Genomic DNA, 15541 nt, shown 5'->3' with positions numbered 1-15541 from the left:
CGTGGTCACAGCCAATCGTGTTCGCGGGCATAACGCGCGGCGTCATGCCGGGTCTGTGTCTGGGTCTTCTGCATCGCGTTGGACAGGTAGTTGCGGACCGTTCCCTGCGCCAGATGCAGCCGGGCCGCGATGTCCGCTACCGAATAGCCGTCCGAGGTCTCGCGCAGCACGTCCAACTCCCGGTCCGTGAGCGGGCAGTCGTCGATGACGGCGAGCGCCGACACGTCCGGGTCGATCCACCGTTTGCCGTCGCGCAGCTTCTCGACGACGAGGGCGATGTGGGACGGCTCCGCCGACTTCGTGACGAACCCCTGCACCCCCAGCTTCAGGGCCTTGCGCAGCACCCCGGGACGGGCGTGCCGGGTCAGCATGAGAATCACCTGCTCAGGCCGCTCCCGGCGGATCGCGGCGACCGCCCCCAGCCCGTCGACCCCGGGCATCTCCAGGTCGATGACGAGCACATCCGGCTCGTGCGCGAGGGTCGCGGCGACCGCCGATTCCCCGTCGGAGGCCTCCGCCAGCACGGTGATGTCGCCCTCCAGCGGCAGCAGCGCGGCGAGGGCCTTGCGCAGCAGCGCCTCGTCGTCGGCGAGCACCACGGTCGTCACGAGAACCTCGCCGCCGTCGTGAACTCCCCGCCGGCGACCGAAACCGTCAACTCGCCGCCGTCGTCGGCGACGCGCTGCCGCAGCGCCGACAAGCCGCGTAGCTCCGGCACCGACTCCCCCGCGAAACCGTCGTTGACGATCACGATGCCGTCCCCGCTCAGCGTGATGTGCACGAACGTCGACGACGCGTGCCGCAGGATGTTGGTGGTCGTCTCCCGCAATACCTGGCCGAGCAACTCCCGGGCCGGCGGATCGGATTCACGGCTGATCCGTACCCGGATGCCGGCCGCCTCGAACAGGTTCTTCGCGTTCTCCAATTCGACGTTCAGGTTGAGGCGCCGTTGCGCGTACGCAAGCTCTTTGGTCTGGGTGATGGTGTCGCTGACCAGGGCGTGGATCTCGCGCAGTTCCTCCTCGGCCCGGCTCGGGTCGCTGTGCACCAGTTTCTGCGCGAGGGTCGCCTTCAGCTTCACCACGTGCAGCGTGTGCCCCTGGATGTCGTGCAGGTCGCCGGCGAACCGGACCCGCTCACGGACCACCGCCAATTCGGCCTCCCGCGCCTTCGATTCCTCGAGTTCCTGCACGACGCGGTAGAAGCGTTCCCCGGCGACGGAGAACAGAATGGCGACGACGGTGAGCACGGCCGGCACCGCCACATAGGCGACGACGTTCGCCTCCGGCGCGACGGTCAGCCGCAGCAGTCCCACGCCGGCCAGCAGAGCCGCCAGCAGGATCGTGGACAGCACCCGCCCGCGGCGCATTTTCGGAATGGCCAGTGACCCCACGACGCACAGCCCCCAATAGCCGTTCGGGCTGTCGGTGAACAGCACCGACAGCGGCCACACGATCGCCGCGACGACGAAGCACGGCAGCACGACCCGGCCGAGGTCGTTCGCCGTCCACCGCTCGAACGCGACCAGCGCGGCGATCATCCCGACCGCCAGAATGACGATCTGCCACCAGGTGTCGGTATCGAGGATCGACAGCAGCACGGCCACGAACAGCAGCAGCGGCGCGGCCGTGACGAGATTGAGCCGGCGCAGCCGCCCCTGCGTCGCCGGAGTGAAGGTCACCCACCCAGTATTCGGGCGCACCGGCCGGTCGCACAGTGACACCACGTCACATGAATGCGGTGACACGGCGGCACTGATCGAGGCCGACAAATCCGCGTTGTATGAATGGCATGACCACATCAGTCATCGAGGTGGAGAACCTCAACGTCCGCTACGGCGACTTCCACGCGGTCAAGGACCTGTCGTTCCAGGTGCGGCGCGGCGAACTGTACGCGCTGCTCGGCACGAACGGCGCCGGAAAGACGTCGGCCCTGGAGACGATCGAGGGCCACCGGAAACCGACCTCGGGCACGGTACGCGTATTCGGCCGCGACCCCGGCGAGCGCAGCTCCGTGCGTACGAAAATGGGGGTGATGTTGCAGGAGAGCGGATTCTCCCCGGACCTGACCGCCCGCGAATCGGTCCGGCTCATCGGCCGCCTCACCCGGCGCGCGGACGACCCCGACCGCGTCCTCGACATCGTCGGCCTCGCCGGCAAAGCGGGAACGAAGGTGTCCCAGCTCTCCGGCGGCGAGAAGCGCCGCCTCGATTTCGCGACAGCCGTTTTCGGTACGCCGGAACTGCTGTTCCTGGACGAGCCGACCACCGGACTCGACATCCAGTCACGGGACGCTCTCTGGCAGGCCGTCGACCGGCTGCGCGAGAACGGCGCCACCGTCGTGCTGACCACGCACTACCTCGAGGAGGCGCAGCAGCGCGCCGACCGGATCGGGCTGATGCACCAGGGCGTGTTCCACCGCGAGGGCACGGTCGCCGAGCTGACCCGCACGCTGCCCGCGGTGATCCGCTTCGCGCCGCCGCCCGGGGTGCTCCCGCTCGATGCCGCTCCGCAGGCCGACGGATCTCTGCTCATCGAGACCTTCAACCTGCACAAGGACCTCTTTCTCCTGCTGGGGTGGGCCGAGGATCACGGCTTCGAGCTGACCGATCTGTCGGCCGGCCCCACCAGGCTCGACGACGTCTTCCGCGCGATCGACAAGGACTGACCTGATGCTTCTCATCGCAGCTTCCGAGCTCGTGCAGCTCTTCCGCAACCGCCTGCTGCTGGTCACCAGCCTGATCATGCCGGCCGTGGTGAGCGGCTTCTTCGTCTACCGCCACGAGGTGTTCACCCAGCTCGGCAGCCTCGGCTACATCGCCGCCGTGGTGATGTTCACGGTGGGCGCTTTCGGTCTCTACACCACGGCCGTGACCACGCTCGCCGCCCGCCGACAGAACCTGTTCCTGAAGCGGCTGCGCTCCACCGCCGCCTCCGACAGCGGCATCCTCGCCGGCCTGCTGCTGCCGGTGACCGCCCTCGCGGTGGCCCAGGTGACAGTCGTCCTGACCGTCCTCGCCGCGGTCGCGGGCGGCCCGTCCAACGTGTTCCTGCTGGTCGCGGCCGTGCTCGCCACCGTCGCGATGATGGTCGGCCTAGGCCTGGCGACCGCCGGACTCACCAACTCCCCCGAACACGCCCAGGTCACCACGCTGCCGATCAGCCTCAGCGTCATCGCGGTCGCGAGCTGGGTCGGCATCACCGGCACGTCGGAGTTGACGCTGCTCAAGCGCCTGCTGCCGGGCGGCTCGGCCACCGAACTGGTGATGAACGCCTGGAACGGCGGGGTCGCGGTCAGCGAGTCGTTGCTGCTGCTGGCGCCGACGCTGAGCTGGGTCGTGGTGGCCGTCGCCCTGGCGAACCGGATGTTCCGCTGGGAGCCTCGGCGCTGAGCCGCCGTCGATCCGGTCCGAGCGCAGCCTCGCCGCGGTCGCCCGGCAGGTCCGCCTTTTCCACGACCTGACCGCCGGCACCGCACTCGCCGGCAGCCAGGAGGTCGTCTGCCACAACGACCTCTCACCGAAGAACACCGTCTATCGGGAGACCGAGGGACTGCTGATGCCGGTGGCCTTCCTCGACTGGGACATCGCGGCGCCGGGCGCGCGGATCCACGACGTCGCCCACGTCTGCTGGCAATATGTCGGCCTCGGCCCGGCCGTGCGGGATGTGCCGGAGGCGGCGAGGCTCGTGCGTGTCGTCGCCGACGCCTACGGGCTGGCGGATCGGGCCGGGCTGGTCGACACGGTGCTGTGGTGGCAGGACCGCTGCCGGCGGGGCATCGAAGCAGGCGGCAACGACCGGCTGCGCCAGGCGGGGGCGGCCGAGGTGGTGCGCGCCGCCTACGACTGGACGCGCGAGCACCGTGACCTGCTGCGCGAAGTGGTATTAGCCGACAGCTGAGGTGTCGGTGATTCGTCTGCGCCGGCCATGCTCCGGGCGTCGAATGCCGGTATGGCCGCCGTCGCCGCACGGATCGCCGTCGCCGCACTCCTGGTGGCGATCGGGGTCACCGGCTGCGGAACGACGGAGGATCCCGGCGGCGGTGGTGGCACCACAGGCGGCGGTGGCGCCACCGAGAGCCAGCAGTGGGATTTCGAACCGGTGACCGACGAGCTCGCCTTCAAGCTCACCGCCGCCCAGGTCGAGGACGTCGACGAATGTCTCTCCGCGGCCGGTCCGTTGCACGACAGCATCACCTGCGTCGACGCCGCGGTGAGCGACGGCGCCGCCCAGGTCGTCGATCTCTCCGACTGCGCGGAGCTGCTCTGCGGGATCCTGGACCCCCGGGCCGACACCTTCGACGGCGCGGACTTGAAGGTCGTGGACAACCGGCCGAAGAAGAAAGACATATGCGTACGGCGTGAGCTGGCCGTCTGCGCCGGTGTCCGGGTCCCCGAAGAGGCGGCCGCCGCCGTCGCCGGACGGACGGTGATCGCACCCGAGGAGCAGACCGAGACACCCGACCCGCAGCAGACGGAGACAACCGAGCCGCAGCAGACGGAGACGGCCGGCCCGGAGGAATCCGGGACTCCGCCGGAGAGCAGCCCGCCGGCCGAGGTGGAGACACCCGACGAAGCCCCGTCATGACCGCACCGGAACGCGGCGCCGGCCGGTCCTGGCAGACCGTCCAGGACCTGCTGTCCGTCCTCGGTCCGATCACCGTCGTCACCGGGCTGCTGTACTACTTCGGCCGCGCCAGCACCCAGACCTTCTTCAGCTGGTTCGGCGTCCCCCTGTCGGTGCTCGACATCTCCACGGCCGGCTATGTCACCGGGACCGCCGACACCGTGTTCCGGCCGCTCGCCACCGTCCTGATCGCCGCCGTGGTCCTCTTCCTGCTCCACCCGCTGCTGCAGGGCCTGCTCACCGGGCTGACCGCCGACGGCCGGCGGCGCACCACCCTCGTCCTGCTCGCCGTCTGCGTCGTCCTCGCCGGCTTCAGCCTGCTCGGCCTCTACAGCGGCAGGCTCAAGCTCGCCGCGGCCCTCGCCCTGGTGTCCGCCGCCCTGCTCTTCGAATACAGCGTCCGCACCGCCTCCCCGGACACGCCGCTTCTGCCCGCGGCCTGGCTGAGCGCGGCACCCATCCGCGTCGGCCTCGTGACCTGCCTGGTGATCACCGGACTGTTCTGGGCCGTGACCCTTCAGGCGCACACCCGCGGCGAACACAACGCCCGCCTCGTCGAAGGCGCTCTGCTCGCGATGCCGCAGGCCGTCGTCTACAGCGACAAGGATCTGCGCCTGACCGGCCCGGGCGTCGACATCACCCGGCTGCGCGGCGGCAACAGCAACTACCACTTCCGGTACAACGGGCTGCGGCCGCTGGTCCACGCCAACGGCCGCTGGTTCCTGCTGCCCGCCGGCTGGACCAAGGACAGCGGCGCCACCGTCATCGTCGTCCACGACGCACCCGACGCCGTCCGCGTCGACCTGGCACCCGGCCGCTATCCGCTACCCGGCTGAGTCGTATTGACGAGGCGGGGAAGCACGACCGGGAATCCGCGGCCCATCCCGCCGGCCATCGCGGGTGCCCGGGCCGGGACGACCACGCGGATCCGCCGCTCGTGTGGTCGAGCTCGGATACGATCGTCGCTCCGGCGAGGAGGTACGGCCGGAGCTACGGCGAGGAGGTGCCGCGTGGCGGCTGGGCAGCGGGTGCGGCAGGCGTGCCGTGCCGCAGTGCTGCCCCTCGTGCTGGTCCTCACGATCGCCTGGACGGTGCTGAGCGGTGCCGGCCGCGACGAGACGCTGACCGCCGACGCCCTGCCCCGCCTGACGGTGGCCGCCGCCGTCGTGCCCCCGTCGGCGACGCCGATGCTGCCGGACTCCCGGCTGGCCGGTAAGCCGTCGCAGCCGGGGCTGCTGCTGTTCACGGCCACGATCGTGGCGCTGCTGTTCGGTCTGCGGCGGCGCGTGCGGTGGCCGGTCACCGCGGCCAGGATTCCGGCGGCGAAACCGTCGCCGCTGCCGCACACGGCGGAAGGACGGGCACCGCCACGCCTCACGGCGTAGTCGTGTCCCTTCGTCCTTCCCCCGCGGTGCCGTGCACCGCGGGCTCATCCGTGTCGAGGAGCATCCGCAATGTCGCGCGCCACTGCCGTGCGCGCCGTTCTCGCCCTGGTCGTGCTGGCGGTTTCGGGATGGCTGATCGCCACCCGTACGCCCCGGCTCGGGCTTGACCTGCGCGGCGGAACCCAGATCGTTCTCGAGACCCGGGACGGCGAGTTCGCCCGGGCCACCACCGCCACCACCGACGAGGCGCTCGAAGTGCTGCGCCGCCGAGTGGACGAGCTCGGCGTCGCCGAGCCGACGCTGGCCCGTTCCGGTGATCGCCGCATCATCGTGGAACTGCCCGGCGTCACCGATCCGGCCGAGGCGGTACGCGTCATCGGCCGTACCGCCCAGCTGACATTCCATCCCGTCCTCGGCGTGGAGGCCGGCGAGGGCCGGGAAGGAGACCTCGTCCTTGCGGCGGAGAGCGGCGAACGCCTGCGCCTGGGGCCCGCCGCCCTCTCCGGCCAGCAGGTCGAGAGCGCCACCGCGGCCGTCGACCAGTTCACCGGCTGGCAGGTCGGCCTCGATTTCCGGGGCACCGGCGGCGAGGCCTGGCGCGAGCTGACCGCCGACGCCGCCTGCGCCGCCCCCGGTGACCCCGCACGAAGGGTCGCCATCGTCCTGGACCGGGAGGTGATCTCCTCACCGCAGGTCAACGAGGACGTCGCCTGTGACACCGGCATCGCCGGCGGCCGCACCCAGATCACCGGCGACTTCACCGAGAACGAGGCCAAGGATCTCGCCCTGCTGATCCGCGCGGGCGGGCTGCCGGTCCCGGTCGAGGTCATCGAGCAGCGCACGGTCGGCCCCAGCCTCGGCGCGGCGGCGATCGAGGCGTCCGCGACGGCCGCGATCCTCGGCATGGTCGCGACCATCCTGTTCATCGTCGCCGTGTACCGGATCGCCGGCGGGATCGCCGCGATCGCGCTGGTCTGTTACGGGCTTATTTCCTATGCGGCGCTGCTGGCGATCGGTGCCACCCTGACCCTGCCCGGGCTGGCCGGTTTCGTCCTCGCTATCGGCATGGCCCTCGACGCGAATGTGCTCGTCTTCGAAAGAGCCAGGGAGGAGTACGCGGCCCGCGGCGCCCGCCGGAGCCTGCGTACCGCGCTGCGGGGCGGGTTCACCAACGCCTGGTCCGCGATCGTCGACTCGAACATCACCACGCTGCTCTCCGCCGGGCTGCTGTTCTTCCTCGCCTCCGGTCCGGTCCGCGGCTTCGGCATCACCCTGACCATCGGCGTGCTGGTGTCGATGTTCACCGCGCTGGTCCTGACCCGGGCGCTCGCCACTCCGCTGGTCGGCGCCCGGTGGCTGAACCGGCGGCCGGCCTGGAGCGGCCTGGCCGGCATCGGCTGGGTCCGCGAACGACTGGAGTCCCGCGATCCCGACCTGATGGGCCGTCGCCGGCTGTGGCTGGCGGTGTCCGCCGTGGCGGTGGTCCTCGCGGTGGCCGGCATCGGGATCCGCGGGCTGAACCTCGGTGTCGAGTTCACCGGCGGCCGCCTCGTCGAGTACGCCGCCACCGCCCCGCTCTCCGCCGACGCCGCCCGCGACGCCGTCGCCTCCACGGGACTGGACCGCGCGGTCGTCAACACCTCCGGCGACGGCAACATCAGTGTCCGTGCCGGCGCTTTCGGGCAGGAGACCGAGGCAAGGGTACGGGCAGCGCTGGCTCACGCGGGCGGTGGCGACATCCAGCGCCTGCGCGACGAGAAGATCGGGCCCACGCTCGGCGAGGAACTGCGCCGCAACGCCCTCATCGCGCTCGGTGTGGCGCTCGCCGCCCAGCTCGTCTACCTGGCCGTCCGGTTCCGCCTGCGGTGGGGTGCGGCCACCGTGCTGGCGATGCTGCACGACGTGCTGCTGGTCGTGGGCGTGTTCGCCTGGCTGGGGCGGCCCGTCGACGGGGTGTTCCTGGCGGCCGTGCTGACCGTCATCGGGTACTCGGTCAACGACTCGGTCGTCACCTTCGACCGGATCCGCGAGCTGGTCCGGGCGAAGGACCGGCGGGGCACCCCGTTCCCGAGCCTGGTCAACACCGGCAGCCTGCAGACCGTGCCGCGCACCGTGAACACCGGCCTGGGCGCGGTCTTCATCCTCACCGCGCTGGCCGTGCTCGGCGGCGACTCCCTCGTCGACTTCGCGCTGGCCCTGCTCGTCGGCATCGTCGTCGGCACGTACTCATCGGTGTTCCTCGCCGCACCGCTGGCGATCGTGTTCGAATCCCGTCCTGGCGGACTCGCCGCCGAACCGTAAGGCTCGGGCGGGGTCGTGCCGGTTCGGGCCGCGGGTCGCAGGCTCAGTATTCGACGCCGGCCCGGGCTATCAGGCCGATGGCGGTGTCGATGGTGATCGCCCGGGCGAGCGTGAAGGCCAGGCCGGCCGCTTTCGCCCTGTCGCGTTCGGCGCCCTTCTTCTCGGACGCCGTGCGCCCGGGAACCGGAAGGATGTCGCCGTGATGCTGCACGGCGGCCACCGCGGCGAAGGTCGTCCAGGCTCCCCAGGGGAAATCGTCCATGCGACCCACCCGCTCGGTGACGGTATCGACGCGGATCTGCCTCTGCCGCATCCGTGAGGCCGAGGTCCCGTACGCGGAAAGGGCCTCCTCCGACGCCGTGGCATAGTGCTCCCGGAGCCTGCGCAGTGGCTCCGGAACGTCCGGGAGGGTTCCCGTCGGCGGGCAGGACGACAGCGGTGTCTCCGGCAGTGCGGCGTCATGGCGGCGACGCAGTTCCTGGCTGATCGGAAACATCACCCCGACGGCGAAGGTCGCTGAAGACAGCAGTGGTTCCGGGAGCCTGGGCTCCAGGTTGCGGACCGTGTGCAGGACGTGCATCGCCATCAGGTTCTCGAAGGCGAACAGCCAGGTGGCTCCGGTGGTCCGCTCCACTCCGGGCAGCAGCCAGCAGACGGTGTTCGTGACGTCCCGGCGTACCGTCCGGGCCAGCCACCGGGCCTGCAGCGGCGGCACACCGAACTGTTCCAGGTCATCCGCGTCTTGATCGTGCGGCAGGATCCGCTTCACCAATCGGGCCACAACCACGTGCGCGTTCTCCGTCCATTGTCGGCGAACTCCCGGGCCCGTCAGTGTAGACGTGGGGCGCCAAAGTCCACCCGCAACGGGCACGAGCGAGCGCTGTTCCTGGCCCGTGCCGGCTGAAAAGGGTTGGACCGTCCAGGGCTCGCGGGCCGATACTGTGCGGCTGGTCGCGTGATCGGCGCCCGGAACGCTCACCGGGCCGTGGTGACGACGGGGCTGAAACATGGCAGACGTTCTGCAGCGGTTGCATCGCGGGATCCGGGAACGGCGAACGCCTCAGGACGTGGCGCAGGACATCGTGGAGCTCGGCGCGAAGCACTGGCTCAGCGCGGCGGGGACCCGGGATCTGTACGCGATGGCGCGCTACCAGCGGACGCCGGCCGGGTCGTCGATGCCGGCGACGTGGCGGCACCATCCCGGGCTGGCCCGGGCCTACGAGGCGGCCCGCAGCGCGGTCGACGCGATCACGCCCATGGCGGGACCGGAGGTGGACCCGGCCGACCCGGCGTCGCTGCGCCGGTGGCTCGGCGCGGCCCTGACGATGCTCCGGCTCCCCGACGAAGAGCCGTGGCCGGCCCGCCGGACCATTCCGCGCCGCCCGGTGCCGACCCCGTCGTGGAACGGCGGCACCCATCTTCAGCTGCGGAAACCGTCCGGGGCGCGGGGCGGCCGGGGTGGGCACGCCGACGCCCGGGACCGGATGGACGCGGCCGCCCGCCGGGCGCTGCTGCCCGGGGTGCCGGTGCGCGCGTACCGGCGGGCCGTGCGCGCCGTGCTGCACCTGCAGCAGCGCACCGAGGTGCTGGCCGCCGAACGCGACCGGGAGGCGTCGGTGGCGTTCGGCAAGGCGCGGCTCGCGTACCTGGTCACCGAGGAGGAGTTCACGGCGTGCCCGGTTACGGCGGCGTTCACCGCCTACTACGTGGCACGGCTGAACATGCGGACCGTGTTCACGTCCGGCCGTCAGGCGCGGCCGATGGACACCCTCGGCGAGCAGCTGCTGGCGGCGGCGCTGGCCGCCCCGACGTGCCGGCCGTGGGTGCTGGCCACGGTGCTGACCCGGTGGTCGGTGCTGGACCGCCTCGACGACGAGCAGTGCGGCCGGCTCATGGGCCTGTACTACGAGCAGCTCGCCGCGTCGGCGCGGTCCCTGCGGCGCGCCTACGATGTGCGCCGCGACCCTGCCCACATGGTCGTGCGGGCCGGCGACGACTCCTCGACGTGGAACAGCGCGAGCCGGGCGTTCAACCAGGCCCGCACCGGCTGGCTGAACCTGACGCGCGGTCTCGGCTACGACGACGTCGTCGAGGCGAGCTGCCCGGGCAAGGTTCCGGCGCTGGTGGCCGCGGACGTGGCGGCCTGGCACCGGCGGGACGGCAACGACCAGCAAACCGACGTGCTGGTGTGGGCGGACCTTCCGGTGCCGTGGGACGTCGTGCTCGGTGACGACACCTGCAGCGCGGAAATGGTGCGCCGGGCCTGCCTGCGGCACGGGGTGGATCCGGAGGCGAATGGCTGGACGCAGCCGTACCGGCAGGATTTCACGGAGCTGCCGGCGCCGGCCCGCGACCTGGTCCATGGGGTGACGGTGTCGTCGCCGACGCTGGCCGGGGTCCTGCGCCAGATCGGGGTGTTCTCAGGGCAGCGATAAATCCGTTGCTCTTCTCCCGGTGATCGGAAAGGCTGGGCCGGCACGGCGATAGCTCAGAGAGCCGGAGGAGGCTTCGGCCCGGCAGAGCGGGCGGCTCACCGACCTTCCGCCCCGTCCCCGTTTCGACCACGGGTCATCGTGCGTCCAGGCCAGGTCCCGCACGGGCGCCTGGCCTGCTTCACCAGCGACAGTTCTCTGACCATGCCGATCCATGCCGATCATTTGCGTACGCAGGACCTGCCGCCGCCCGTCGCGCAGAACCGCCAGCCGCTCCTCGAGTGCGGCCTCGACGTCTCCTCCCCCGTCCAGGCCCCGCATGTCGGCCGCCTGCCAGTGCAACTCGACCTCCGCGAGCGTCGACGGGATGCCGCCGGGTGTCGTCCCCGTCCGGGCGAGGACGAAGTCCGCGTTCTGCCACACCTCGTCCAGCAGGCGACCGGCCATCCCCCAGCTTCGCGGCGCGTCGGTGAGGTCCCCGCCCATGGCCGCCGCTACCCGGGCGACCCGCGACTGCACGTAGTACGGCGACCAGCCGTCGAAAACGCTCTCCCCGCCCGCGAACCACAGCAGCCGCTCCACCGAATCCCGCACGGCCAGGCGCTGCGCCGCCTCGTCCAGCGCCACCGGTCCGAGCGCCATCAGACGGGAGACGTCCGGGGTGGCCCGGCACGGCGCCGAGAGTGGCACCGCCCGCACCAGGCCCAGGTACATCGCGCATCGGACCCGGACAGACACCAGCGCAGCGTAGGCCACCGCACATATCCGACAGCCGCAGGTCAGGCGTCCGGCCATAGGCTCGACAGGTGGATCCGGTGGTGGGTCGCGGCGGGCTGGCCCGCGTCGTCGTGTGGGTCGCGCACCTGGCGGCCCCGCTGGCCGGGCTCTGGTTGCTGGCCGCCCGGCCGCAGTGGGATCACCGCTGGCAGCACGGGCCGTCGCACTTCTGGCTGGTCCTCGCCGTCTCGGTGATCAGTCTCGGTCTGGCCATCGTGATCAACAAGGCGGCGCAGCGGCGGGCCGACGCGCGGCTGCTGCTGATCGCGTTCTCGTTCCTGATCGCGGCCGCGTTCCTCGGGCTGCACGCCGTGGCGACGCCGCACATGCTGGTCGCGGGGCGCAATGCCGGTTTCACGTACGCCTCACCGGCCGGTCTCACGCTCGCCGCCGTGTTCGCCGCCGCCTCCGCCGTGGACCTGTCCCCGAAGAGCACCGCAGTGCTGCTGCGCTGGGCCGGACCGCTGCGGACCGGGCTGCTGCTGCTCATCGCGGCGTGGGCACTCGCGTCGCTGCTCGGCGTGCCGCCGCTCAACGCGGTGCCGCCCGCCGACGAGGCCGGGCCGGCGGTGGCACTGGCCACGGCCGGAGTGATCCTGTTCGGGCTCGCGGCGGGCCGCTACTACGTGCTCTACCGGCGCCGGCGCACGGTCATGCTGCTGTCGGTCGTGACGGCGTACACGCTGCTGGCCGAGGCGGCCGTGGCGATGGCGGCCGGCCGCAGCTGGCATCTGTCCTGGTGGGAGTGGCATCTGCTGATGGCGGCCGGGTTCGGCTACGTCGCGTACAGCGCCTGGGTGCAGTACCGCAACGAGGGCGCGGCGGCCGGGCTGTTCGCCTCGGTCGGCACCGAGGACACGGTGCGGCAGTTGCGCGCCGAGTACGGCGAGGCCCTGGAAGCCCTCGTCGGCGCGCTGGACCGCCGGCAGACCGAGCACGAGATGGCCACCACCATGACCCTGGTGGCCGAGCGGTTCGAGCTGACCGACGGGCAGGCCGCGGTGCTGAGCCGCGCGGCCGGGGCGGTCGCCGACGAACGCGACCAGATCCGCAAGCTGGGGGCGCTGGTCGCGATCGGCCACGACGCGCGGGTCATGCTGACCGACGCGCAGCTGCTCAGCGGCGCGGTCGCGCACATGGCCCGGGCCTTCGAGCGCTGGACGATCTGCGTCGGCGTCGTCGAACAGGGCCGGCTCGTGTTCCCGCCGTCGCTGGCCAGCGGCGTGCTCGCCGGCCGCACCGAGCCGGCCGAGCGGGCCCTGCACACCGGTACGCCGGTGACCGGCCCGCACGGTGCTCTGTTCGTACCCATGGCGGTTAAAGGCCATCCCGCCGGGGTGCTCGCCGCAGCTCCGGAAAGGGGACCGGTGAGCGACCGCGACACCGCGCTGCTGCGGTCGCTGGCCAGCCAGCTCGCGATCGCGCTGGAGAACGCCCGCCTCTACCGCCGGCTCGACGTGCTGTTCCGCCAGTACATGTCCCCCGACGTCGCGACCGCGCTGGTCGCCGACCCGAGCCAGGCCGCGCTCGGCGGCGCCGTCGTCGAGGTGACGGCGCTCTTCGCCGACCTGCGCGGCTTCACCACGTTCTCCGAACGCTCCACGCCCGAGCAGATCGTCGAGATGCTCAACCGGTACTTCGACGTGGCGACCCGGGCGGTGCTGGCCGAGAACGGCACTGTCGTGCAGTTCGTCGGCGACGCCCTGATGGCGCTCTTCAACGCCCCGGCCCGGCAACCCGACCACGCCGTGCGGGCGGCCCGGGCGGCGCTGACCCTGCAGGCCCAGGTGGACCGGATCGCCGCGGGCTGCCCGGGCTGGCCCCGGTTCCGGGTCGGCATCAACACCGGTGAGGCGCTGGTCGGCAACATCGGCGGCGAGGCGCTGCGCAACTTCAACGCGATGGGCGACGCCGTTAACGTGGCGGCCCGGCTCGAGACGTCGGCCCAGCCCGGGCAGGTGGTGATCGGCGCGGCCACCCGGGACCGGCTCGGCGCCGGCGCCCTCGTCGAACCGCTCGGTGACCTGCGGGTGAAGGGCCGCACGTCGCCGGTGGCCGCGTACGTGCTGCACGAACTGGAAGTGGAGACGCATGGCACGCGAGTTCCTTGATCAGTTGACCGCTGACGACCGGGCGGCGCTGCTCGCCCTCGGCCGGCTGCGGCGCTGGCCGTGCGGGGCCACCCTGTTCGGCGAGGGCGACCGGTCCACCACCGTGGTCCTGGTGATCAGCGGCCGGGCCAAGGTGTTCTCGCTGACCGACCAGGGCGGCGAGGTGCTGCTGGCGATCCGCGGGCCGGGCGCCGTGGTCGGCGAGATGTCCGCCCTCGACGGCGCTCCCCGCTGCGCGTCGGTGGCGGCGCTGGAACCGCTGGAGACGGTCGTCGTGCCGGTCCGCGACTTCCGGGACTTCCTGACCACCCACCCGGACGCGGCGGTCTGCATCCTGCAGTTGATCGTCGCCCGGCTGCGCGACGCCGACCGTAAGCGCATCGAGTTCGGCACCTACGACTCGCTCGGCCGGGTCGCGTTGCGCCTGGCCGAGCTCGCCGACCGGTTCGGGCAGACCGCCGAGCGCGGGGTGCGGATCACGCTGCCGCTCACCCAGGAGGAATTGGCCGCCTGGACGGGCTCTTCCCGCGAGTCGGTGACAAAGGCCTTGCGTACGCTGCGCCGGCACGGCGTGATCGAGACCAGTCGCCGGTCGGTGGCGGTCCTGGACGTCGACGAGCTGCGCGCCCGGGCCCGATGAGACCCGGACGCGCAGCGCCCCTGCTGGAAACGGTCACCGCTCGCAGCTGATCCGGGTGTCCACCGCGTCGGTGTTGCAGTCGTCGCTGCCCGCACCGCCGTTGACCACCGGGTCGCGCTGCCGGTCCACGGCCTGCAGCAGGTCGGCGCCGGCCTGGCCGAAGAACTGGTCGTTGCCGAGTCCGCCGATCAGGGTGTCCCGGCCGCCGGCACCGAACAGGACGTCGTTGCCGGCCCGGCCGTCGAGCCGGTTCGCCGCGGCGTTGCCGGTGAGCCGGTCCCCGGCCCGCCCGCCGATGGCGTTCTCGACGTTGGCCTGGTTGTTGTCGAACTCCGGCGCCGACCCGTCGTTCGCCACCCCGTTGAGCGTGACGTTCACGGCGATGCCGCGGGCCGAGTAGTCGGTGGTGTCGGTGCCCGCACCGCCGTTGAACGTGTCCCGGCCGTCCCGCAGCGCCAGCGCCACCGCGGTGTCCGCGCCCGCGCCGCCGAACAGGGTGTCGGTGCCGAACCCGCCGATCAGCCGGTCGTTGCCGGCCAGCCCGGACATCGTGTCGGTGCCGGCCTGGCCCTCGAGCACGTTGCTCGCGGCGTTGCCGGTGAGCCGGTCGTTGCCCCGGCCGCCGATCGCGTTCTCGACGTTGGTCAGGTTGTTGTCGAACTCCGGCGCCGACCCGTCGTTCGCCACCCCGTTGAGGGTGACGTTCACGGCGATGGTCCGCAGCCCGTAGTCGGCGGTGTCCCGGCCCGCCCCGCCGTTGAACGTGTCCCGGCCGTCACGGCCCGGCTCGGCGACCGACCGGTCGTTGCCGCCGTTGCCGATCAGCGAGTCGTTGCCGAGGCCACCGCGCAGGATGTCGTTGCGTGGGCCGCCGACCAGCCGGTCGATGCCGGCGCCGCCGTTGAACACACCGGTCGTGGTCGTGGTGTTGGTGACCCGGTCGTCCCGGTTCCCAGCGTTGACGGCGAGCCGGGTCACGCCGGCGGCCGCGCAGCGCACCGCGTTCGCCCCGAACTGGAAGCAGCCCGGACCGGCGGTCATCGTGTCACCGAGGTCGCGGAACTGGAAGAACGCTCCGACCCGGGTGATCGTGATGTTGTTGGCCCGGTTGTTCGCCGCGTTGGCCGTGATCTGGGCCCCGGCCCGGGTCACCCCGGTGGCGGCGTAGGCCGGAGCGGTCAGGGCCAGCGTCGGCACGGCCCCGAGCACCGCAAGGACGGCGAACCGTCCGGCGTGGCGCTTTCTCATGACGTACTTCCCCCCTTGTAGG

The 15541-nt window shown here is 71.8% G+C and carries 15 protein-coding genes; 10 read left to right on the top strand and 5 right to left on the bottom strand.

The annotated features are described in order from the left end of the window. Positions 1-5 precede the first annotated feature (5 nt). Positions 6-608 (bottom strand): response regulator transcription factor, encoded by a 603-nt coding sequence (locus tag AB0G10_RS16355; protein ID WP_360921386.1) that lies wholly within the window; start codon positions 606-608, stop codon positions 6-8. Then, positions 605-1681 (bottom strand): histidine kinase, encoded by a 1077-nt coding sequence (locus tag AB0G10_RS16350; RefSeq protein ID WP_360921383.1) that lies wholly within the window; start codon positions 1679-1681, stop codon positions 605-607. Before AB0G10_RS16350 ends, AB0G10_RS16355 begins: the two co-directional genes overlap by 4 nt. 110 nt (positions 1682-1791) lie before the next feature. Here AB0G10_RS16350 and AB0G10_RS16345 point away from each other — a divergent pair, with 110 nt between their 5' ends. The 7 genes from AB0G10_RS16345 to secD all read left to right on the top strand — a co-directional run bounded on the left by AB0G10_RS16345 (position 1792) and on the right by secD (position 8311). After that, positions 1792-2667: an ABC transporter ATP-binding protein gene (locus tag AB0G10_RS16345; protein WP_360921380.1), complete on the top strand. Its 876-nt coding sequence runs from the start codon at positions 1792-1794 to the stop codon at positions 2665-2667. Positions 2668-2671: 4 nt separating this feature from the next. Then, positions 2672-3391 carry an ABC transporter permease gene (locus AB0G10_RS16340; RefSeq protein ID WP_360921377.1) on the top strand — a complete coding sequence of 240 codons (720 nt, stop codon included), beginning with the start codon at positions 2672-2674 and terminating at the stop codon, positions 3389-3391. A gap of 10 nt (positions 3392-3401) precedes the next feature. After that, positions 3402-3899: a phosphotransferase gene (locus AB0G10_RS16335; RefSeq protein WP_360923034.1), complete on the top strand. Its 498-nt coding sequence runs from the start codon at positions 3402-3404 to the stop codon at positions 3897-3899. A 51-nt stretch (positions 3900-3950) separates the two neighbouring features. After that, complete coding sequence (locus AB0G10_RS16330) at positions 3951-4586, top strand: hypothetical protein (protein WP_360921374.1); 636 nt, start codon at positions 3951-3953, stop codon at positions 4584-4586. Beyond that, on the top strand, positions 4583-5461 hold the full coding sequence (locus tag AB0G10_RS16325; protein ID WP_360921371.1) for a hypothetical protein: 879 nt from the start codon (positions 4583-4585) through the stop codon (positions 5459-5461). Before AB0G10_RS16330 ends, AB0G10_RS16325 begins: the two co-directional genes overlap by 4 nt. A 174-nt stretch (positions 5462-5635) precedes the next feature. Further along, positions 5636-6010 carry a hypothetical protein gene (locus AB0G10_RS16320; RefSeq protein ID WP_360921368.1) on the top strand — a complete coding sequence of 125 codons (375 nt, stop codon included), beginning with the start codon at positions 5636-5638 and terminating at the stop codon, positions 6008-6010. 69 nt (positions 6011-6079) lie between these two features. Beyond that, on the top strand, positions 6080-8311 hold the full coding sequence (gene secD / locus AB0G10_RS16315) for a protein translocase subunit SecD (RefSeq protein ID WP_360921365.1): 2232 nt from the start codon (positions 6080-6082) through the stop codon (positions 8309-8311). A gap of 43 nt (positions 8312-8354) precedes the next feature. Here secD and AB0G10_RS16310 read toward each other — a convergent pair whose 3' ends face one another. Beyond that, positions 8355-9098 (bottom strand): hypothetical protein, encoded by a 744-nt coding sequence (locus AB0G10_RS16310; protein ID WP_360921362.1) that lies wholly within the window; start codon positions 9096-9098, stop codon positions 8355-8357. A gap of 220 nt (positions 9099-9318) precedes the next feature. Here AB0G10_RS16310 and AB0G10_RS16305 point away from each other — a divergent pair, with 220 nt between their 5' ends. Continuing rightward, positions 9319-10746, top strand: a complete 1428-nt coding sequence (locus AB0G10_RS16305; protein WP_360921359.1) for a hypothetical protein — start codon at positions 9319-9321, stop codon at positions 10744-10746. Here the strand turns inward: AB0G10_RS16305 and AB0G10_RS16300 are convergent. Continuing rightward, entirely contained in the window at positions 10732-11481 is a 750-nt protein-coding gene (locus AB0G10_RS16300) for a hypothetical protein (RefSeq protein WP_360921356.1), read from the bottom strand. The genes AB0G10_RS16305 and AB0G10_RS16300 overlap by 15 nt on opposite strands. A gap of 68 nt (positions 11482-11549) precedes the next feature. Between AB0G10_RS16300 and AB0G10_RS16295 the strand changes: the two genes are divergently transcribed. Together AB0G10_RS16295 and AB0G10_RS16290 are read left to right on the top strand one after the other, a co-directional pair. Next, entirely contained in the window at positions 11550-13631 is a 2082-nt protein-coding gene (locus AB0G10_RS16295; RefSeq protein WP_360921353.1) for an adenylate/guanylate cyclase domain-containing protein, read from the top strand. Beyond that, a complete protein-coding gene (locus tag AB0G10_RS16290) occupies positions 13612-14271 on the top strand; it encodes a Crp/Fnr family transcriptional regulator (protein ID WP_360921350.1) in 660 nt (219 codons plus the stop codon). Before AB0G10_RS16295 ends, AB0G10_RS16290 begins: the two co-directional genes overlap by 20 nt. A 33-nt stretch (positions 14272-14304) precedes the next feature. Here AB0G10_RS16290 and AB0G10_RS16285 read toward each other — a convergent pair whose 3' ends face one another. Continuing rightward, positions 14305-15519 (bottom strand): calcium-binding protein, encoded by a 1215-nt coding sequence (locus AB0G10_RS16285; RefSeq protein ID WP_360921347.1) that lies wholly within the window; start codon positions 15517-15519, stop codon positions 14305-14307. Between the last annotated feature and the right edge of the window lie 22 nt (positions 15520-15541).

Origin of the sequence: Actinoplanes sp. NPDC023714, from assembly GCF_040639855.1 — a bacterium.
In the GTDB taxonomy this organism is placed as follows: domain Bacteria; phylum Actinomycetota; class Actinomycetes; order Mycobacteriales; family Micromonosporaceae; genus Actinoplanes.
This window is presented reverse-complemented; position numbering and strand designations above follow the sequence as displayed.